The organism is Micromonospora sp. M61 (assembly GCF_018070245.1).
GTDB lineage: Bacteria > Actinomycetota > Actinomycetes > Mycobacteriales > Micromonosporaceae > Micromonospora > Micromonospora zamorensis.
In genome coordinates this window covers 90,829-110,444 of the sequence record NZ_JAGPYA010000011.1, presented here as the reverse complement: position 1 = coordinate 110,444, position 19,616 = coordinate 90,829, and the positions used below count along the sequence as shown (strand labels likewise).

Below are 19,616 nucleotides of genomic sequence, written 5' to 3'. Positions count from 1 at the left end.
CCTCCGTGGCGGCCAGGGCGTCACTCTCCGGAGCCTGCCGTGCGCATCCTGCTGCTCTCCACCGCCGACACCGATCTGCTGGCCGCCCGCGCCAGCGGCGCCGACTACCTGCTGGCCAACCCCGCCCGGGTCGCCGCCGACGAGGTGCCCGCCCTGCTCAACGGGGTCGACCTCGTCGTCGTACGCCTGCTCGGCGGCCGACAGGCCTGGCCGGACGGCCTCGCCGCGGTGCTCGCCACCGGCGTGCCGACGGTCGTGCTGGGCGGCGAGACGCTGCCCGACGCGGAGCTGATGGCCATCTCCACAGTGCCGTCCGGGGTCGTCACCCAGGCGCTGGCCTACCTGGTGGAGGGCGGCCCGGACAACCTCGCGCAGTTGGCCCGGTTCCTCTCCGACACGGTGCTGCTCACCGGCGAGGGGTTCGCCCCGCCCGCACCGACCCCGGCGTACGGCGTGCACGGCGAACACCCCGCCGACCCGGACCGGCCCACAGTGGGGATCGTCTTCTACCGGGCGCACGCGCTCGCCGGCAACACCGGTTTCGTCGACGTGCTCGCGGACGCGGTCCACAAAGCCGGCGGCAACCCGCTGCCGATCTTCTGCGGCTCGCTGCGGGGCCTGACCACGGGCGCGGGCCCGCTCGGGCTCTTCGCCCGCTGCGACGCGCTGCTGGTCACCGTGCTCGCGGCCGGCGGCGCGGTCGCCGCGGACGCGTCCGGGGGCGGCGACGAGGACGCCTGGGACGTGGGCGCCCTGGCCGCCCTGGACGTGCCGATCATCCAGGCGCTCTGCCTGACCAGCACCCGTGAGCAGTGGGCCGGCAGCGACGCCGGACTGTCCCCGTTGGACGCGGCGATGCAGGTGGCCATCCCCGAGTTCGACGGCCGGATCGTCAGCGTGCCGTTCTCGTTCAAGCGGATCGACGCCGACGGGCTCTCGGTCTATGCCGCCGACGCCGAGCGGGCCGCCCGGGTCGCCGGGATCGCCGTGCGCCACGCCCGGATACGGTACGTGCCCAACGCCGACAAGCGGGTCGCCGTCGTCCTCAGCTCGTACCCGACCAAGCACTCCCGGGTCGGCAACGCCGTCGGGCTGGACACCCCGGTCTCGGCGGTCCGCCTGTTCGCCGCACTAGCCGAGGCGGGTTACGACCTGGGTGACGCTCCACCGCCCGAGGACGGCGACGCGCTGATCCACGCGCTGATCGCCGCCGGCGGTCACGACGTGGAATGGCTCACCCCGGAGCAGTTGGCCGCCGCCGAGGCCCGGATACCGGGGCCGACGTACCGGCGCTGGTTCGACCAGGTCCCGACCGAGCTGCGCGAACGGATGCGGGAACACTGGGGTGAGCCGCCCGGCCAGCTCTACACCGAGAGCGGCGACATCGTGCTCGCCGGGCTGCGCTTCGGCAACGTGGTGCTGCTCATCCAGCCGCCCCGCGGCTTCGGGGAGAACCCGATCGCCATCTACCACGACCCGGACCTGCCGCCGAGTCACCACTATCTGGCCGCGTACCGCTGGCTGGCGGCCCCGGTCGCCGACGGCGGCTTCGGCGCGGACGCCGTGGTGCACCTGGGCAAACACGGCACCCTCGAATGGCTGCCCGGCAAGGGCCTCGGACTGGCCGCCGACTGCGCGCCCGACGCGGTCCTCGCCGACCTGCCGCTGGTCTACCCGTTCATCGTCAACGACCCCGGCGAGGGCACCCAGGCCAAGCGCCGGGCGCACGCCGTGGTGATCGACCACCTGGTGCCGCCAATGGCCCGCGCCGAGACCTACGGCGACCTGGCCAAACTGGAACAACTGCTCGACGAGTACGCCACAGTGCAGGCCCTCGACCCGGCCAAGGTGCCCACCGTGCGGGCGCAGATCTGGGACCTCGTACGCGCCGCCGAGCTGCACCACGACCTGCACGCCGAGGCGATGCCCGACGAGGACGACTTCGACGAGTTCGTGCTGCACCTGGACGGGTACCTCTGCGAGGTCAAGGACGTGCAGATCCGCGACGGTCTGCACGTCCTCGCCGACGCACCCACCGGTGAACCCCGGGTCAACCTGGTCCTCGCTGTGCTGCGCGCCCCCCAGATCTGGGGTGGCGCCCGCGCCCTGCCCGGCCTGCGGCAGGCGCTCGCCGTCGCGTACGGGCTTGACGAGCAGGCGCTGCTCGCGTCGCCCGGGCAGCGGATCGCCCTCCCGGTGGCGCTGACCGACGTGGTGGACGGGCCGGCCGGCACCGCCGCCGACGCCGTCGACCTGATCGAGGCCCTCGCCCGGCGGTTGGTCATCGAGATGGAGACGCTCGGCTGGGACGCCGAGGCCGTCGACGCGGTGGTGGCGGAGGTGACCGGCCAGCCGATCCCGGACGTCGCCGCCGTGCTGCACTTCGCCGCCACCGAGCTGGTGCCCCGGCTGGACCGGACCACCGACGAGCTGACCAACACCCTCGGCGCGCTCGACGGCCGGTTCGTGCCGCCCGGCCCGTCCGGTTCACCCACCCGGGGCCTGGTCAACGTGCTGCCCACCGGCCGCAACTTCTACTCCGTCGACCCCAAGGCCATCCCCAGCCGCAACGCCTGGGACGTCGGGGTGGCCCTCGCGGACTCGCTGCTCGCCCGGCACCTCGCCGACACCGGGGCGTACCCCCGCTCGGTGGGTTTGACCGTGTGGGGCACCAGCGCGATGCGCACCCAGGGCGACGACATCGCCGAGGTGCTCGCGTTGCTGGGTTGCCGGCCGGTGTGGGACGAGCGGTCCCGGCGCGTCACCGGCATCGAGGTGGTGCCGACCGCCGAGTTGGGCCGGCCGCGCATCGACGTGACAGTGCGCATCTCCGGGTTCTTCCGCGACGCGTTTCCGCACGTGGTGGCGCTGCTCGACGATGCCGTGCGGCGGGTCGCCGCCCTGGACGAGCCGGACGAGGAGAACTACCTGCGGGCGCACGTCGCCGCGGACCTCGCCGAGCACGGTGACGAGCGGCGCGCGACCGCCCGGATCTTCGGCTCGAAGCCCGGGGCGTACGGCGCGGGCCTGCTGCCCCTGATCGACGCGCGGACCTGGCGCAGCGACGCGGACCTGGCCGAGGTGTACGCGGTGTGGGGCGGCTACGCCTACGGCCGGGGCCTGGACGGACGGGAGGCGCGCGCCGACATGGAACGCTCCTTCGCCCGGATCGCGGTGGCGGTGAAGAACCAGGACACCCGCGAGCACGACATCGTCGACTCGGACGACTACTTCCAGTACCACGGCGGGATGGTGGCGATGGTCCGTCACCTCACCGGCACGTCACCGCAGGCGTACGTGGGTGACTCGGCGATGCCGCACGACGTGCGCACCCGCACGCTGGGCGAGGAGACCCGGCGGGTGTTCCGGGCCCGGGTGGTCAACCCGAAGTGGATCGCCGCGATGCGCCGGCACGGCTACAAGGGCGCGTTCGAGCTGACCGCCACAGTGGACTACCTGTTCGGCTACGACGCCACCGCCGGCGTGGTCGACGACTGGATGTACGAGCACCTGGCCGCCGCGTACCTGTTCGACGACACCACCCGCGAGTTCCTGGAGCAGTCCAACCCGTGGGCTTTGCGGGGCATCACCGAACGCCTGTTGGAGGCCGCCGACCGGGGGCTGTGGGCCAAACCCGAGCCGGCCACCCTGGACCGGCTGCGCGACACGTACCTGGCCAGTGAGGGCGACCTGGAGGACCGGGTGTGAGCGCGAGGAGTGAGCCGGTTTTGCGAGCCCCGCAGTCGCGATCGAAGGAAGGCACAGTGATCGTCAATTATCCGTTCAGTGCGGTGCTTGGCATGGCCGACATGCGGCTGGCGCTGCTGCTCAACGCGGTGTCCCCGGCGATCGGCGGTGTGCTGGTCCGGGGTGAGAAGGGGACCGCCAAGTCCACAGCCGTTCGGGCCCTCGCCGCGCTGCTGCCGCCGGTCCGCCGGGTTGCCGGCTGCCGCTTCGGTTGTGACCCGGCCGAGCCGGACCCGGGCTGCCCGGACGGGCCGCATCCGGTCGGTGCCGCCGTCGAGACGCGTCCGGCCCGGCTGGTGGAGCTGCCGGTCGGCGCCGCCGAGGACCGGGTGGTCGGCTCGCTGGACCTGGAGAAGGCCCTCGGCGAGGGCGTACGCGCCTTCGAGCCGGGTCTGCTCGCCGCCGCCCACCGGGGGGTGCTCTACGTCGACGAGGTCAACCTGTTGCACGACCACCTCGTGGACCTGCTGCTGGACGCGGCCGCGATGGGCCGCAGCCACGTCGAGCGCGAAGGCGTCTCGGTCAGCCACGCGGCCCGGTTCCTGCTGGTCGGCACGATGAACCCGGAGGAGGGGGAGTTGCGTCCGCAGCTGCTCGACCGGTTCGGGCTCACCGTCGAGGTGGGCGCCAGTCGGGACCCGGAGGTCCGGGTCGAGGTGGTCCGCCGCCGGCTCGCCGCCGACGCCGACCCGGCCGGTTTCGCCGCCCGTTGGGCCGACGCCGACGCGGAGATCGCCGGTCAGGTGGCCGACGCCCGACGCCGGCTTCCCGGGGTACGACTTCCGGACGCCGCGCTGCGGCAGATCGCCGAGGTGTGCGCCGCGTTCGACGTGGACGGGATGCGCGCCGACATCGTCACCGCCCGTACCGCGCTGGCCCACGCCGCCTGGCACGGCCGGGACCGGGTGAGCATCGACGACGTCCGGGTGGCCGCCCGACTGGCCCTGCCGCACCGCCGCCGCCGCGACCCGTTCGACACCCCCGGGCTGGACGAGAAGCGCCTGGACGAGGCGTTGCAGCGTGCCCAGGACGCCCACCCCGACGACCCGGACGACCCGGGCCCGGACGACGACAGCCCGGGTGGTGGCGGCCCATCAGGCGGTGGCGGCCCGGCCGGCGGTGGGGGGAGCGGCGGCGACGTGGTCGACCAGCGTGTACCCGGCCCGGCCGAGAGTGCGCCCGCCGAGGGTGACGCCGGCCCGGACGGGCGGACCGAGGTGCCGAGCGGAGCTGACGACGGCGGCTCGTCGCAGCGCCCGACGGACGACCCCGGCGGGCACGCTCAGCCCGGCGACCGGCACACCGCGGACGGTGGAGACGACCCGGACCAGGGGCGCAACGGCGGCGCGGACGAGCAGTCGGTGGCCGTACCGCGGGGTGGTCTGAAGGCACGGGCGCTCACCGCGCCCGGTGTCGGTGACGGCGTGCCGGGCCGGCGTTCGCGGGCCCGCACCGGGCGGGGGCGCACCACTGGGGCCCGGGTCCCGACCGGCCGGTTCGGGGCGCTGCACCTGCCGGCGACGGTCCGCGCCGCCGCGCCGCACCAGGCATCCCGGGGACGGCTGAGCGGCCCGCTGCGGTTGCGCCCGGACGACGTGCGGGAGGCGGTCCGGGAGGGGCGGGAGGGCAACCTGGTGCTGTTCGTGGTGGACGCCAGCGGCTCGATGGGTGCCCGGCAGCGGATGACCACCGTGAAGGACGCGGTGCTCGCCCTGCTCACCGACGCCTACCAGCGGCGGGACAAGGTAGCGGTGATCGCCTTCCGGGGCGCCGAGGCGCAGACGTTGCTGCCGGCCACCTCGTCGGTGCTGGCCGCCTCGACCCGGCTGGCCGAGTTGCCCACCGGTGGGCGGACGCCGCTGGCCGAGGGGCTGCTCGCGGCCGCCGACCTGCTGCGGGTGGAGCGCCTGCGCGACCCGTCGAGGCGTCCGCTCGTCCTCGTCGTCACCGACGGCCGGGCCACGGCGGGCAACCGCCCGCTGGACCGCGCCGCGGCAGCCGCGGCGGTGCTCGCGGCGACCGGTGCACCCTGCGTCGTCGTCGACTGCGAGACCGGCCCGGTACGCCTCAACCTGGCGCGTCGACTGGCCACCCAGTTGGGTGCCCCCCACCACCCGCTGGCCGCCCTCACCCACCCCGACACCCGCGGCAGCGCGCTTCCCGTCGCGGCGTGACGACGGGCACCGATGACCGACCGCAACCGCAGGATCGCCCGAAGGGGAGCGTGCTGATGCCACAGGGACAACCGAGCGTGGTGCCCGCCGACGGGTTGACGACCCGGCAGCGACGGCACCGACCGCTGCTGATCGTCCACACCGGACAGATGAAGGGAAAGTCGACAGCCGCCTTCGGCCTGGCGTTGCGCGCCTGGACGGCCGGTCTGCCGATCGGCGTGTTCCAGTTCGTCAAGAGCGCCAAGTGGCGGGTGGGGGAGGAGAACGCCTTCCGGGCGCTCGGCGAGGTGCACGAGCGCACCGGCCAGGGCGCGCCGGTCGCCTGGCACAAGATGGGTGAGGGCTGGTCCTGGATCCAGCGCGGCGGCGACGCCGACCACGCCGCCGACGCCCTGGAGGGCTGGCGGCAGATCCAGCGCGACCTGGCCGCCGAGCGCTACGGGCTGTACGTGCTGGACGAGTTCACCTACCCGATGAAGTGGGGCTGGGTGGACGTCGACGAGGTGGTCGCCACACTGGCCGACCGGCCCGGATTCCAGCACGTCGTCATCACCGGACGGGACGCCGACCCGCGCCTGGTCGCCGCCGCCGACCTGGTCGCCGAGCTGACCAAGGTCAAGCACCCGATGGACGCCGGCCAGAAGGGCCAGAAGGGCATCGAGTGGTGACCACGACCACCGACCCGTGGCCGCTGCCCCGGGTCGTCGTCGCCGCACCGGCCAGCGGCCACGGCAAGACGACCATCGCCACCGGGCTGCTCGCCGCACTGCGCCGTCGCGGCCTGACGGTCAGCCCGCACAAGGTCGGCCCCGACTACATCGACCCCGGCTACCACGCCCTCGCCGCCGGCCGGCCCGGGCGCAACCTCGACCCGTTCCTGGTCGGGGCGGAACGGATCGCCGGTCTGCTGCGCCACGGCGCGAGCGTCCCCACACCCGCCGACATCGCCGTGGTGGAGGGCGTCATGGGCCTGCACGACGGCGCCGTCGGCCGCCGCGACTACGCCTCCACCGCACACGTCGCCCGGCTGATCGAGGCGCCCGTGCTGCTGGTGCTGGACACCACGGCCCAGGGCCGCTCGGCCGCCGCGCTCACCCTCGGCATGGCCGCCTTCGACCCGGCCGTGCGCATCGGCGGGGTGATCCTCAACCGCGTCGGCTCGCCCCGGCACGAAACCCTGCTGCGCGACGCCCTCGCCGAGGTGGGCGTGCCGGTGCTCGGAGCCGTCACCCGCGCCGCCGAGGTGGCCGCGCCGGCCCGGCACCTCGGGCTGGTCCCGGTCGCCGAGCGGGCCCCCGAGTCCCTGGCGATCGTCACCGCGCTCGCCGAGCTGGTCGAAGCCACAGTGGACCTCGACGCCGTGCTCGACCTGGCCCGCACCGCCGCACCGCTGACCACCCCCGCGTGGGACCCGGTCACCGCCGTCGGCGGGCCGGCCGGCGCCGAGCGGCCAGTGGTCGCGCTCGCCGGTGGTCCGGCCTTCACCTTCTCGTACGCGGAGACCGCCGAACTGCTCACCGCCGCCGGCGCGGACGTGCTCACCGTCGACCCGCTGCGCGACCCGGCACTGCCCGCCGGCACCCGCGCGGTGGTCATCGGCGGCGGCTTCCCCGAGGCGTACGCCCAGGCGCTGGCCGGCAACACCACGCTGCGCGCCGAGCTGGCCGACTTCGACGGGCCGATCGTGGCCGAGTGCGCAGGGCTGCTCTACCTCGGGCGGTCCCTGGACGACGTACCGATGTGCGGGCGGCTGGACCTCACCGCCCGGATGACCGGCCGGCTCACCCTCGGCTACCGCGAGGCCGTGGCGGTCACCGACTCCCCGGTGGCCCGTGCCGGCGAGCCGGTACGCGGCCACGAGTTCCACCGCACCACCACCGACCCGGGGCACGGCGACCGGCCGGCGTGGCGCTGGAACGACGCGGAGCACGGCTTCGTGAGCGGTCGGGTGCACGCCTCCTACCTGCACACCCACTGGGCCGGTCACCCGGACGCGGCCCGCCGGCTCGTCGAGGCGTGCCGATGAGCGCCGACGCCACGCTGACCGGGGTCGGTGTCGGACCCGGCGACCCGGAACTGCTCACCGTCAAGGCGGTGCGGGTGCTGCGCGAGGCCGACGTCGTCTTCGTACCCGTGATGGCGGACCCTGTCGAACCCACGGTGACTGCCGCCGCGACGCCGGCGGGTGCGGATGCCGGGCGGGCCGAGGCGACAGTGCGGCCCCACGTCGCGGTGGACCGGCTGCGCCGACTGCCGTTCGCCCTGGACGATCGGGGCGGGGTGACCGCCCGCCGGGCGGCCGCCTGGGACGACGCCGCCCGGGTGGTGGTCGAGACGGTCGACGCCGGGGCGCGGTCCCTCGCGTTCGCCACCATCGGCGACCCCAACATCTACTCCACCTTCGGTTACCTGGCGCAGAGCGTCCGCGCCCTGCGCCCGGGCCTGCGGGTGACCACCGTTCCGGGCGTCACCGCCATGCAGGAGCTCGCTGCGCGCAGCGGCACCCCGCTCTGTGAGGGACGCGAACCGCTGACCCTGCTGCCCGCCACCGCGGGTCTGGCGTTGTTCGCCGACGCCCTCGCCGGGCCGGGCACCGTGGTCGCCTACAAGGGCTGGCGGCGGCACCCCGAACTGCTCGCCGAGCTGCGCCGACAGGGCCGGCTCCCCGACGCGGTGCTCGGGCGCAGCCTGGGTCTGCCCGGTGAACGGATCGGCCCGGTCGACGACGCCCAGCACGACCTGCCGTACCTGTCGACGCTGCTGGTGCCGGCCCGCCGCGACCACCGAGGAGGAAAGCTGTGACCAGCGACGGCAAGGTGTGGTTCGTCGGAGCCGGGCCGGGGGCGGCGGACCTGCTGACAGTGCGGGCCGCCCGGGTGATCGCCGAGGCGGACATCGTGATCTGGGCGGCCAGCCTGGTGCACGCCGACGTGCTCGACCACGCCCGCCCCGGCGCGGAGGTGATCGACTCGTCGCAGCTGCCCATCGAGGGCGTGCTGCCGCTCTACCAGCGTGCCGCCGAGCAGGGGCTGACCGTGGCGCGGATCCACTCCGGCGACCCGGCGCTGTGGGGCGCGGTGCAGGAGCAACTGGAGCTGTGCCGGGCGCTCGGCCTCGCCGTGGAGATCGTGCCCGGGGTCTCCTCGTTCACCGCCGTCGCGGCGATCGTCGGGCGGGAGCTGACAGTGCCCGAGGTGGCCCAGTCGGTGATCCTCACCCGCCTGGAGGGTGGCAAGACCCCGATGCCGCCCGGCGAGCGGGTGCGGGACTTCGCCCGGCACGGCACCACGATGGCGCTGTTCCTCTCCGCTGCCCGTTCCGGGCAGGTGCAGGCCGAGCTGCTGGCCGGCGGCTACCCGGAGGACACCCCGGCCGTGGTCGCGTACCAGGCGACCTGGCCCGACGAGCTGGTGGTGCGCTGCACTGTCGGCACCCTGGAGGCGACGGTCAAGCAGCACAAGCTGTGGAAGCACACCCTGTTCCTCGTCGGGCCGGCCCTCGCCGCCGAGGGCACCCGCTCGCACCTGTACCACCCCGGGCACTTCCACACCTTCCGCAAGGCCGAGCCGGCCGCCCGTGCCGAGCTGCGCCGCCAGGCCGGCGACCGCACCGGGGGGACAGCCACACCGGGGCACACACCATGACGTACGCCGAACCGCCGCTGCGTGAGCCGGACCTGCCGCGGACCGCGAAGGTGCGGCCCACCGCGCTGCGTACCGGCTGGACCACCGGGGCCTGCGCGACGGCGGCGGCCAAGGCCGCGGTCACCGCGCTGGTCACCGGGGAGATCCAGCCGGACGTGGAGATCGGCCTGCCCGCCGGGCGGCGGGTGCGCTTCCCGGTCGAGCGCTGCGAGGTGACCGGCACGCCACCGGTGCGCGCCGAAGCGGTGGTGGTCAAGGACGCCGGCGACGACCCGGACGTCACCCACGGGGCCGAGCTGACCGCCACAGTGGACTGGACCGACGTCCCCGGTCTGCGGCTCGCCGGTGGTGCCGGCGTCGGCACTGTCACCAAACCCGGTCTGGGGCTTACCGTGGGCGGCCCGGCGATCAACGACACCCCCCGCCGGATGATCGGCGACGCGGTGGCCGAGGTGGTCGACCTCAACGAGGTCGGCGTACGCGTGGTGATCAGCGTGCCGCGGGGCGAGATCATGGCCCGCAAGACCACCAACCGGCGGCTCGGCATCCTCGGTGGCATCTCGATCCTCGGCACCACCGGCATTGTGCGCCCGTTCTCCACCGCGTCCTGGCGGGCCAGCGTCGTGCAGGCCGTGCACGTGATGGCCGCCCAGGGCGAGCCGACTGTGGTGCTGTGCACCGGCGGGCGTACCGAGCGGGCCGCCCGCGCGCTGCTGCCCGACCTGCCCGAGGTCTGCTTCGTCGAGGTCGGCGACTTCACCGGGGCCGCGGTGACCGCCGCTGTGGAGGACGGCATGACCGGCGTGGTCTTCGTCGGCATGGCCGGCAAGCTGGCCAAACTCGCCGCCGGGGTGCTGATGACGCACTACACGCGCTCCAAGGTGGACCTCTCCCTGCTCGGGGCCGTGACCGCCGAGGCCGGTGGCGACGCGTCGCTCGTCGCCGCCGTTACCGAGGCCAACACCGGGCGGCACGCGTACGAGCTGTGGGAGGCCGCCGGACTGCTCGCCCCGGCCGGTGACCTGCTCTGCCAGCGGGTCCGCCAGGTGCTGCGGCGCTTCGGTGGGCCGACGGTCACCGTGGACGTGGCGATGGTCGACTTCGCAGGCTCACACGTCGTCGCCTCGTCCGGCCGGTGGCCCCGATGACGCGGACGGCGCAGGCGACCGGCGTGACAGTGGTCGGCCTGGACGCCGCCGGCGCCCCACCGCACCCGGCGCTCGCGCCGCTGCTGGCCGCCGCCGGGCTGGTCGTCGGGGCCGCCCGGCACCTGGCCGCGGTGCCCGTACCGCCCGGCGCGGACACCGTCACCCTCGGGCCGCTCGCCCCCGCTGTACACCGGCTGGCCGAGGCCGTCGCCGCCGGGGTGCCGGCCGTCGTGCTGGCCAGCGGAGATCCCGGCCTGTTCGGCATCGTCCGGCGGCTGCGCGCGGCCGGACTGCCGCTGCGGGTGGTGCCGGCGGTGTCCAGTGTGGCCGCCGCGTTCGCCAGTGCCGGCCTGCCCTGGGACGGCGCCGCCGTGGTCACCGCGCACGGCCGTGACCCGCGACCGGCCCTGAACGCCTGCCGCGCGCTGCCGCTGGTCGCGGTGCTCACCGCACCCGGCGCCGGTGCGGCCGAACTGGGCGCCGGCCTGGTCGGATGGTCCCGCCGCCTGCTGGTGGCCGAGCACCTGGGCACCGCCGCGGAACGGATCCGCGCGGTGACCCCCGAGCAGGCCGCCGCCGAGACCTGGGCCGACCCGCACGTCCTGCTCAGCATCGCCGACGTCGCACCCGTCGCGACCACCGACGCCGCGCCCGATCGGGTCGCACCCGGCGGGATGCGCTCCGACAACCAGCCGGCTGCCGCCCCGGCCGGCGGGTGGGCGCTGCCGGAAACCCGGTACGCACACCGCGACTCCATGATCACCAAGTCGGAGGTGCGCGCCCTCGTCATCGCCCGGCTGCGACCCCGACTGGGCCGGCTGGTCTGGGACGTCGGCGCGGGCAGCGGCTCGGTCGGCATCGAGTGCGCGCTGCTCGGCGCGGCAGTGCTCGCCGTCGAACAGGACCCCGGGGCCGGCGCGACCATCCGGGCCAACGCGACCGCGCACGCCGTGCACGTCCGGCTCGTCACCGGCCGAGCCCCGCAGGCGCTGGCCGGCCTGCCCGAACCGGACGCGGTCTTCGTCGGAGGTGGCGGCGCCGACACCCTCACCGCCGTGGTGGCCCGCCAACCCGAGCGGGTGGTGCTGACCCTGGCCGCCCTGGACCGGGTCGCGCCCGCCGTGGGTCTGCTGCGCGCCGCCGGCTACACGGTCGAGGGCAGTCAGCTCTCCGCCGCCCGCCTCGCCGACCTGCCCGGCGGGTCGATCCGCCTCGCGGCCACCAACCCGGTGGTCGTCCTCACCGGGGAGCGCCCGTGACCGACCAGAACCCGCCCGCCCGGATCGGTCTGGTGGCGGCCACCGCCGCCGGCCGCCGGCACGCCGACACCCTGGCCACCGCCTGGCCGCACGCCCGACTGGTCGAGGGGGAGAGCGCGGCCGACGCGCTGCGCGGCGCCTGGGCCGAGTGCGACGCGGTTGTCGCGTTCCTGGCCACCGGCGCGGTGGTGCGGATCCTCGCGCCGCTGCTCACCGACAAGCGCAGAGACCCGGCCGTTGTGGTCGTCGACGAGGCCGCCCGGCACGCCGTGGCGCTGCTCGGCGGGCACGCCGGCGGCGGCAACGACCTCGCCGAGCAGGTCGGCGCGGTGCTGGACGCCCGACCGGTGATCACCACCGCCACCGACGCGGTCGACCTGCCGGGGCTGGACACCCTCGGCTGGCCCGTGCAGGGCGCGGTTGCCGCGGTGTCCCGGGCCATCCTGGACGGCGAGCCGGTCCGACTGGTCGCCGACGCCGACTGGCCGCTGCCCGCCCTGCCCCCGAACGTCCAGACCACCGACGAGGACGCCGGGGACGGCGGTTACCGGCTGCTGGTCACCGACCGGGTGGTGCCGCTCGACGAGCGGACCGCCGTGCTGCGGCCACCGTCGCTGGTCGCCGGCATGGGCGCGAGTCGGGGCGTACCGGCCGCCGAGGTGGGGGAGCTGCTGCACCGGGTGCTGGCCGAGGCCGGCCTCGACCCGGCGAGCCTACGCTGTCTGGCCAGCGCCGACGTCAAAGCCGACGAGGTGGGCATCCTGAGCACCGCCGACGCGCTCGGCGTACCCCTGGTGACCTGGCCGGCGACGCGGCTGGCCACCGTCGACGTGCCGCATCCCAGCGAGGTGGTCCGCGCCGCGGTCGGCACGCCGAGCGTGTCGGAGGCGGCGGCGCTGCTCGGCCCGGCGGGCCGACCGGACGACGCCACGCTGCTGGTGGGAAAGACCGCGACGGCGATGGCCACAGTGGCGGTGGCCCGGCACGCGCCGCGCGGCCGGCTCGCCGTGGTCGGGCTCGGGCCGGGCGCGGCCGACCTGCGCACCCCTCGCGCGGTGGCCGAGCTGCGGCGCGCGGCCGTGGTGGTCGGCCTGGACCAGTACCTCGACCAGGTCCGCGACGTGCTCCGCCCGGGCACCCGGGTGCTGTCCAGCGGGCTGGGCGCGGAGGAGGAGCGGGCCCGCGCCGCCGTCGCCGAGGCCGTCGCCGGCCGGGCGGTCGCGCTGGTCGGGTCCGGCGACGCCGGGGTGTACGCGATGGCCAGCCCCGCCCTGGAGTACGCCGACGAGCGGATCGACGTGGTGGGTGTGCCCGGGGTGACCGCCGCCCTCGCCGCCGGGGCACTGCTCGGCGCGCCCCTCGGCCACGACCACGCCTATGTGAGCCTGTCCGATCTGCACACGCCGTGGGACGTCATCGAGCGGCGGGTGACTGCCGCCGCCGAGGGCGACTTCGTGACGGTGTTCTACAACCCGCGCAGCCGGGCACGCGACTGGCAGCTCGGCAAGGCGCTCGGCATCCTCGCCGCGCACCGGCCACCGGACACCCCGGTCGGGGTGGTACGCAACGCCAGCCGCCCCGGCGAGCGGGTGCACCTGGCCACCCTGACCACGGTGGACCCGACTGCGGTCGACATGTACAGCGTCGTCGTGGTCGGCAACAGCGATACGAGGCTGGTCGCCGGCCGGATGGTCACACCCCGGGGGTACCGGTGGCGATCGTGACGATCGGCGCCTGCCAGGGGTGCGGCGCCTGCCTGCTCACCTGCCCCACGCACGCGATCCGGCCCGTCCCCGGCGGCCTGACCGTCCGCGCCGACCGCTGCACCGGCTGCCTGGAGTGCCTGGAGATCTGCCCGGTCGACGCGATCCGCGTCGTCGCTGACCCTGACGCGATCCGCGTCGTCGCTGACTCTGACGCGATCCGCGTCGTCGAGCCCGACCCCTGCGAAGGAGCCCGATGAGCCGGGTGGTGCATCCCATCGAGGTCGAGTCGTACCGCATCCTGCGCGAGCGGGTCGACCTGTCGCACCTGCCGCCGCTCTGCCGAGCGGTCACCGAACGGGTGGTGCACGCCAGCGCCGACCTCGCGTACGTCGACGAGCTGATCTGCGACGAGGCGGCGCTGGAGTCGGGCCTGGCAGCGCTGCGCGCCGGGGCGCCCGTGGTCACCGACGTGGCGATGGTCGCCGCCGGCATCACCCGGGCCGGCCTGGAGCTGGTCTGCCCGGTCGCCGAGCCGGCCGCCGCCGAGCTGGGCCGCTCGGCCGGAATCACCCGCTCGGCGGCGGCCGTGCGGATCGCACTGACCCGGGTCGGCCCGGGCGCGGTCTGGGTGGTCGGCTGCGCGCCGACCGCGCTTGTCGAACTACTCACAGTGGACGCCGCGCCGGCGCTGGTCGTCGGCCTGCCGGTCGGCTTCGTGGGTGCCGCCGAGTCGAAGGCGGCGCTGCGGGCCAGCGGCCTGCCCGGGGTGTCCAACGTGGGGGAGAAGGGCGGGTCGGCGGTCGCCGCCGCCGCCCTCAACGCCCTGCTCTACGTCGAGGAGAAGTCATGACCGGGTTGGTCATCGTCGGGCACGGTACGCGCAGTGCGGCCGGGGTCGACCAGTTCGCCGCTCTCGTCGAGCGGGTCCGCCGTCGCGGTGACGTCGGCGACGTCGAGGGCGGCTTCATCGAGCTGTCCCGCCCGCCGCTGACCGACGCGGTCGGCGCGCTCGTGGCGCGCGGGCACCGGGCGCTGGTGGCGCTGCCTCTGGTGCTCACCGCCGCCGGACACGGCAAGGGCGACATCCCAGCCGCGATGGCCCGCGAGCAGGAACGTCACCCCGGGCTGAGCTACCGCTACGGCCGCCCACTCGGCCCGCACCCGCTGCTGCACGAGGCCCTCGAAGAGCGCATCGACGCGGCGCTGGCCGGTGCCCACCCGGCCGGCACGGGGCTGGCCGACACGGTCGACCGGGCCGGCACGTGGGTCGCGTTGATCGGGCGGGGTTCCACCGACCCGGACGCCAACGCCGAGGTCGCGAAGGTCGCCCGGCTGCTCTGGGAGGGTCGCGGCTACGCGGGCGTCGAGCCCGGCTTCGTCTCCCTCGCGTCTCCGTCGGTGCCGGCGGTGCTGGAGCGGTTGCGCCGCCTCGGCGCGCGGCGGATCGTCGTCGCGCCGTACTTCCTGTTCGCCGGGGTGCTGCCGGACCGGATCGTCGCCCAGTCGGCGGAGTTCGCCGCCGCCCACCCCGACCTCGACGTGCGGGTGGCCGAGGTGATCGGCGACTGCGACGCCCTCGCCGATCTGGTGCGGGAACGCTACGCGGAGGCGCTGGGCGGCGACATCCGGATGAACTGCGACACCTGCGCGTACCGGGTGCTGATGCCCGGCTTCGCCGACAAGGTGGGTCGCCCGCAACGCCCGCACGACCACCCCGACGACCCGGTCGGCCACCACCATCACCACGGGCACGACCACGGGCACGCTCACGACCACGGCTCGGTCGCTGTGGTCGGCGGCGGGCCCGGACCCGACGACCTGATCACGGTACGCGGTAAGGCGTTGCTCGACGCGGCGGACGTGGTGGTGGTCGACCGGTTGGCCCCGCAGGGGCTGCTCGCCGGACTGCGCCCCGACGTGCTGGTGGTCGACGCCGCCAAGGTGCCCCGTGGCCCGTCGATGGCCCAGGAGGCGATCAACGCGGCCCTGGTGTCGCACGCCCGCGCCGGCCGGCGGGTGGTCCGGCTCAAGGGCGGCGACCCGTACGTCTTCGGACGCGGCCACGAGGAGGTGCAGGCCTGCACGGCGGCCGGTGTGCCGGTGACAGTGGTCCCCGGGGTGAGCAGCGCCTTCGCCGCACCGGCACTGGCCGGCGTGCCGGTGACGCACCGCGGCGTGGCGCACGACGTCACCGTCGTGTCCGGACACCTGCCGCCCGGGCACCCCGACTCGCTTGTCGACTGGGCAGCGCTGGCGCGGGCCCGGGGCACCGTCGTGTTGCTGATGGCCGTCGATACCATCGCCAAGATCGCGTCGGTGCTGATCGAGCACGGCCGTGCCCCGGAGACTCCGGTGCTCGCCGTGCAGGACGCCGGGCAGGCCGACCAGCGGTCGGTGCCCGCCCGGCTGGACGAGATCGGCGCGGTAGCCACCCGGGAGGACATTCGTCCGCCCGCCGTCTTCGTCCTCGGCCCGGTGGTCGCTCTCGCGACCACCGGGCGCACGGACTGACTACTCGCTGCGGGCGGTCTCCGGACCGGTGATCCGTTCCAGCAGCGGCAGGGTGGAGGCGATGACACCGAGGCAGGCGGCCAACCCGACGACGACGATCACGTAGAAGCGTGGCTCCGGCGCGATCAGCGTGTAGCCCATCTGTGCCCGCAGGAACAGGTGGGCGGCGAGGAGGCCCATCCCGATGGCGACGGCGGCGACGGCGAGCATCGGCACGGCGCTCTCCAACGCCACCACCCGACGCAGGACCCGCACCGGCGCGCCGCTGAGACGCAGCAGGCTGAACGGGCGTCTGCGCTCGGTGAGCCCGCCGATCACGCTGACCGCGAGGCTGCACCCGCCGAGCGCGAGGCTGGCGATGATGATGACGTTGGCCAGTTGCTCCCAGCCGCGCAGCGTGTTGGCGAACTCCGACTCGAAGTCACCGGGCACGTTCGGCGCCACCCGGAAGGCCGGCAGGGCGGTCTCGAGCGCGGTGCGCGAGCGCTCGATGGTGGCGGCGGAACCGTCAGTGTCGACGAGGATCGACATCACCGGCAGCTGTTGGAGTTCGCCGAGTGGAACCGATGCGGCGGGCCAGACCCTGGTGGACGACGCCGACTCCCGGAAGGGGATGAGACCCGTCGCCACCTCGGCGACGGTGGCGCCCCCGGCGCACCGGCCGTACGCGCTCGGGATCTCGGCGCACGCGATCAGGCCGGGCTCGCTGGCGCTCATCCAATCCGGGTTCTCGCGCACCGCGAACGCGGACCGCACGCCGGTGATCGAGCGTAGGTCGGTGAAGAGCGAGTCAGGCGTCGCCGGTGCATCCTCAGGAAGGTAGAGCGACACCTGTCCCGCCTCGGTCGAGCCGACCGGTGCCGGGCCGCGGTTGGCGACGATCGTGGTGATCACGCCGACGGCCACGCTCGTCACGAAGAGCGCGAGCATGATGCCGCTGATCGCCCGGAAGCCGGCCTTCGGGTTGTCGGCGAGGCGTCGCGCGGCGATGAGGGTGGCGGGGCGGTTGGCGAACCGGGCCATCACCCGGGCGCCGACCATCGTCAGCCACGGGCCGGCGAGGATCAGGCCGGCCATGATGAGCAGCAGGCCGGGAAGGAACACCGCGGCCTGGCCATCGGATGTCGGGGGCCGGAACCCGATGGCGAAGAACAGCACGGCGACACCGAGCAGGATCGGGATCAGCCGGTACGCCCGCGGGGCGCGGGGAGTGACCCGGCGGGTCACGCCCAGCGGCGAGATCCGTACCCGGCGCAGCGAGACCTGGGCCGCCACCGCCGCGCCGGCCGGGACGCCGAGCGCCACCAGCAGGGTGTCCAGCACGCCCAGCGACATGTCGTTGGGGAAGAACGGCATGCCCGTGAACGGGATGCCCGCCATCGGGCCGCGGAAGGCGTAGAACAGGCCGAAGCCGACGGCGGTGCCGACGACGGCCGCGGTGGTCGCCTCCACCGCCGCGACCACCGAGATCTGCTTCGGGGTCGCGCCGACCAGGCGCATCGCGGCGAAGCGCTGCTCCCGGCGGGCCGCGTTGAGCCGGGTGGCGGTGCCGACGAAGATCAGCAACGGGAACAGCAGCCCGCCTGCGATCACGCTCAGGATGAGGTTCACCGTCGTCTCGGGCAGCGCGGGAGTGTCGCCGACGGTGGTGAGCTGCCTGGCAAGGGGCAATGTGGCCACCTCGTCGGGGGTGCCGCCCCGGATGACGAGCAGGGTGTCCGGTGAGGTCAATCCGGCCGGACCGACGGTGCCGATGTCGCGCCCCGGGTAACGGTCAGCCAGTTGGTCGGCGGGGTGAGCGGCCAGCAGCTTCCGTAACGCGGGCGAGGCGTAGTACTCCCCGGGCCCCGGCGTGCTCGGGACGCCGGTCGGGGTGGGCGCGTCCGGGCCGGTCGGGGCAACGTCGATCCGGATGATCTGCTTGCCGTGGAAGTAGTCCTCGCGCGTCGACCACCACAGGGGATCGGCGTCGCCGCCCGTCGAGGCGTTGGGATAGACCGACGCGTACCGGGTGAGCTGGGCGTTGACCGCGTTGACTCCGGCGAGGGTGGTCAGCAGCAGCCCGCTGCCGACCGCGACGGCGGCGGCGATGACGAGCAGGCGGGTGAGCGCCTCCCGACCGCCGGCCACAGCGAGGCGGAGCCCGAAGCGGATCATGAGGCGATCCGGTCCGGCGCGTTCACGCGCCCGTCGCGGACCATGACCTCACGGTCGGCGTACGCGGCGATCCGGGGTTCGTGGGTCACCAGGATGACACTGGTGCCCTGCTCGCGGGCGGCGCCGACCAGCAGGTCCATCACCTGCTCGCCGGTCAGCGAGTCGAGCGCGCCGGTCGGCTCGTCGGCGAAGAGCACCTGCGGTTCGGCGACCAGGCCGCGGGCCAGGGCCACCCGTTGTGCCTGCCCGCCGGACAACTCACCCGAGCGCCGCTGCTCCAGGCCGTCCAGGCCGAGGCGCGCGAACCAGGCTCTCGCCTTCGGCAGCGCCTGCTTCCGGTGTACGCCGCTGAGCAGCAGCGGCAGCGCGACGTTCTCCACGGCGGTCAGCTCGGGGACGAGCTGGCCGAACTGGAACACGAAGCCGAAGCGGTCCCTGCGCAGGCTGCTGCGCTGGGTCTCGGCCATGGCGTCGACCCGCGCTCCGTCGAAGAGGATCTCGCCGGAGTCGGGCACGAGGATGCCGGCCAGGCAGTGCAGCAGGGTGGACTTGCCCGAGCCGCTGGGGCCCATGATGGCGACAATCTCGCCCGCGTCAACGGCGACGCTCGCGCCGCGCAGGGCGGGCGTCTGGCCGAAGGAGAACGCCACGTCCCGTGCTTCGATCACGACGCTCATGGCCGCACCTCTTTCCGCAGGGCGTCCAGCCGGGCGCCGGTCATCTCGATCCACCGGAGGTCCGCCTCCAGGTGGTAGAGACCGTGGTCGGCGAGCAGCGCGTCGACCAGGCCGCCGGCGCGCTTGATCTCGGTCAGCTCACGCATCCGGTGCAGGTGCGCGCTGCGCTGGGTGTCGAGGTATTCGGCGGCCGGCCGGTCCAGCATCAGCGCGAGCACGACCTTGGCGAAGAGCACCGTCTGCAGGTGCGGTTCCGGGTCGACCGGCTGGGTCAGCCACTGCTCGACCTCCGTCGCGCCGACGTCGGTGATGACGTAGCGCTTGCGGTCGGGGCCGGAGCCGGGAGCGACGTCGCTGATCACCACCTTGCCGTCGCGGGCCAGCCGGCTGAGGGTGGAGTAGACCTGGCCGAACGGCAGTGGCTTGCCCCGGCCGAAGAAGGCGTCGTAGTCGCGCTTCAGGTCGTAGCCGTGGCTGGGCTCTCGTTCGAGGAGGCCGAGAAGGGTCAGTGGCACGCTCATGGGAGGAGAATACACCGAGGGTATACCTCGCGTATATACCCTCGGTGTGTTCTCGGAGGGTCCCCCGGTCGG

General features: G+C 74.7%; 15 protein-coding genes. 12 read left to right on the top strand and 3 right to left on the bottom strand.

Annotation, left to right across the window (positions count from 1 at the left end):
* Positions 1-39 precede the first annotated feature (39 nt).
* Genes cobN through cobA form a run of 12 tightly spaced genes read left to right on the top strand, consistent with a single transcriptional unit; the run spans position 40 to position 16,189 of the window.
* Positions 40-3,708 carry a cobaltochelatase subunit CobN gene (cobN, locus tag KBX34_RS08955; protein ID WP_210924361.1) on the top strand — a complete coding sequence of 1,223 codons (3,669 nt, stop codon included), beginning with the start codon at positions 40-42 and terminating at the stop codon, positions 3,706-3,708.
* Positions 3,705-5,921 (top strand): magnesium chelatase subunit D family protein, encoded by a 2,217-nt coding sequence (locus tag KBX34_RS08950; RefSeq protein WP_374223670.1) that lies wholly within the window; start codon positions 3,705-3,707, stop codon positions 5,919-5,921. Before cobN ends, KBX34_RS08950 begins: the two co-directional genes overlap by 4 nt.
* A 56-nt stretch (positions 5,922-5,977) precedes the next feature.
* Positions 5,978-6,589 (top strand): cob(I)yrinic acid a,c-diamide adenosyltransferase, encoded by a 612-nt coding sequence (cobO, locus tag KBX34_RS08945; protein ID WP_088951783.1) that lies wholly within the window; start codon positions 5,978-5,980, stop codon positions 6,587-6,589.
* The gene (locus tag KBX34_RS08940) at positions 6,586-7,947 is read left to right on the top strand and encodes a cobyrinate a,c-diamide synthase (protein WP_210924359.1); all 1,362 of its coding nucleotides are present in this window, start codon (positions 6,586-6,588) and stop codon (positions 7,945-7,947) included. The genes cobO and KBX34_RS08940 overlap by 4 nt, the downstream gene beginning before the upstream one ends.
* Positions 7,944-8,723, top strand: a complete 780-nt coding sequence (cobI, locus tag KBX34_RS08935; RefSeq protein WP_210924358.1) for a precorrin-2 C(20)-methyltransferase — start codon at positions 7,944-7,946, stop codon at positions 8,721-8,723. Before KBX34_RS08940 ends, cobI begins: the two co-directional genes overlap by 4 nt.
* Complete coding sequence (cobM, locus tag KBX34_RS08930) at positions 8,720-9,565, top strand: precorrin-4 C(11)-methyltransferase (protein ID WP_210789593.1); 846 nt, start codon at positions 8,720-8,722, stop codon at positions 9,563-9,565. The genes cobI and cobM overlap by 4 nt, the downstream gene beginning before the upstream one ends.
* The gene (locus tag KBX34_RS08925; protein WP_210924357.1) at positions 9,562-10,713 is read left to right on the top strand and encodes a cobalt-precorrin-5B (C(1))-methyltransferase; all 1,152 of its coding nucleotides are present in this window, start codon (positions 9,562-9,564) and stop codon (positions 10,711-10,713) included. Before cobM ends, KBX34_RS08925 begins: the two co-directional genes overlap by 4 nt.
* A complete protein-coding gene (gene cbiE / locus KBX34_RS08920; protein ID WP_210924356.1) occupies positions 10,710-11,972 on the top strand; it encodes a precorrin-6y C5,15-methyltransferase (decarboxylating) subunit CbiE in 1,263 nt (420 codons plus the stop codon). Before KBX34_RS08925 ends, cbiE begins: the two co-directional genes overlap by 4 nt.
* Positions 11,969-13,696, top strand: a complete 1,728-nt coding sequence (gene cobJ, locus KBX34_RS08915) for a precorrin-3B C(17)-methyltransferase (protein WP_210924355.1) — start codon at positions 11,969-11,971, stop codon at positions 13,694-13,696. Before cbiE ends, cobJ begins: the two co-directional genes overlap by 4 nt.
* Positions 13,684-13,935, top strand: a complete 252-nt coding sequence (locus tag KBX34_RS33465; RefSeq protein WP_307871356.1) for a 4Fe-4S dicluster domain-containing protein — start codon at positions 13,684-13,686, stop codon at positions 13,933-13,935. Before cobJ ends, KBX34_RS33465 begins: the two co-directional genes overlap by 13 nt.
* Entirely contained in the window at positions 13,932-14,528 is a 597-nt protein-coding gene (locus KBX34_RS08905; RefSeq protein ID WP_210924353.1) for a precorrin-8X methylmutase, read from the top strand. Before KBX34_RS33465 ends, KBX34_RS08905 begins: the two co-directional genes overlap by 4 nt.
* A complete protein-coding gene (cobA, locus tag KBX34_RS08900; protein ID WP_210924351.1) occupies positions 14,525-16,189 on the top strand; it encodes a uroporphyrinogen-III C-methyltransferase in 1,665 nt (554 codons plus the stop codon). The genes KBX34_RS08905 and cobA overlap by 4 nt, the downstream gene beginning before the upstream one ends.
* On the opposite strand, the gene KBX34_RS08895 is transcribed toward cobA, so the two are convergent.
* Genes KBX34_RS08895 through KBX34_RS08885 form a run of 3 tightly spaced genes read right to left on the bottom strand, consistent with a single transcriptional unit; the run spans position 16,190 to position 19,544 of the window.
* Positions 16,190-18,346: an FtsX-like permease family protein gene (locus KBX34_RS08895; RefSeq protein ID WP_210924350.1), complete on the bottom strand. Its 2,157-nt coding sequence runs from the start codon at positions 18,344-18,346 to the stop codon at positions 16,190-16,192.
* Positions 18,343-19,023: an ABC transporter ATP-binding protein gene (locus KBX34_RS08890; RefSeq protein ID WP_210924348.1), complete on the bottom strand. Its 681-nt coding sequence runs from the start codon at positions 19,021-19,023 to the stop codon at positions 18,343-18,345. The genes KBX34_RS08895 and KBX34_RS08890 overlap by 4 nt, the downstream gene beginning before the upstream one ends.
* Positions 19,020-19,544: a PadR family transcriptional regulator gene (locus KBX34_RS08885; protein ID WP_210924346.1), complete on the bottom strand. Its 525-nt coding sequence runs from the start codon at positions 19,542-19,544 to the stop codon at positions 19,020-19,022. The genes KBX34_RS08890 and KBX34_RS08885 overlap by 4 nt, the downstream gene beginning before the upstream one ends.
* Between the last annotated feature and the right edge of the window lie 72 nt (positions 19,545-19,616).

Excerpts from the sequence above, each read along its gene's own strand:
- cobO (WP_088951783.1), top strand. The coding sequence starts at position 5,978 with ATGCCACAGGGACAACCGAGCGTGGTGCCCGCCGACGGGTTGACGACC.
- cobI (WP_210924358.1), top strand. The coding sequence starts at position 7,944 with ATGAGCGCCGACGCCACGCTGACCGGGGTCGGTGTCGGACCCGGCGAC.
- KBX34_RS08925 (WP_210924357.1), top strand. The coding sequence starts at position 9,562 with ATGACGTACGCCGAACCGCCGCTGCGTGAGCCGGACCTGCCGCGGACC.
- cbiE (WP_210924356.1), top strand. The coding sequence starts at position 10,710 with ATGACGCGGACGGCGCAGGCGACCGGCGTGACAGTGGTCGGCCTGGAC.
- KBX34_RS08905 (WP_210924353.1), top strand. The coding sequence starts at position 13,932 with ATGAGCCGGGTGGTGCATCCCATCGAGGTCGAGTCGTACCGCATCCTG.
- cobA (WP_210924351.1), top strand. The coding sequence starts at position 14,525 with ATGACCGGGTTGGTCATCGTCGGGCACGGTACGCGCAGTGCGGCCGGG.
- KBX34_RS08895 (WP_210924350.1), bottom strand. The coding sequence starts at position 18,346 with ATGATCCGCTTCGGGCTCCGCCTCGCTGTGGCCGGCGGTCGGGAGGCG.
- KBX34_RS08890 (WP_210924348.1), bottom strand. The coding sequence starts at position 19,023 with ATGAGCGTCGTGATCGAAGCACGGGACGTGGCGTTCTCCTTCGGCCAG.
- KBX34_RS08885 (WP_210924346.1), bottom strand. The coding sequence starts at position 19,544 with ATGAGCGTGCCACTGACCCTTCTCGGCCTCCTCGAACGAGAGCCCAGC.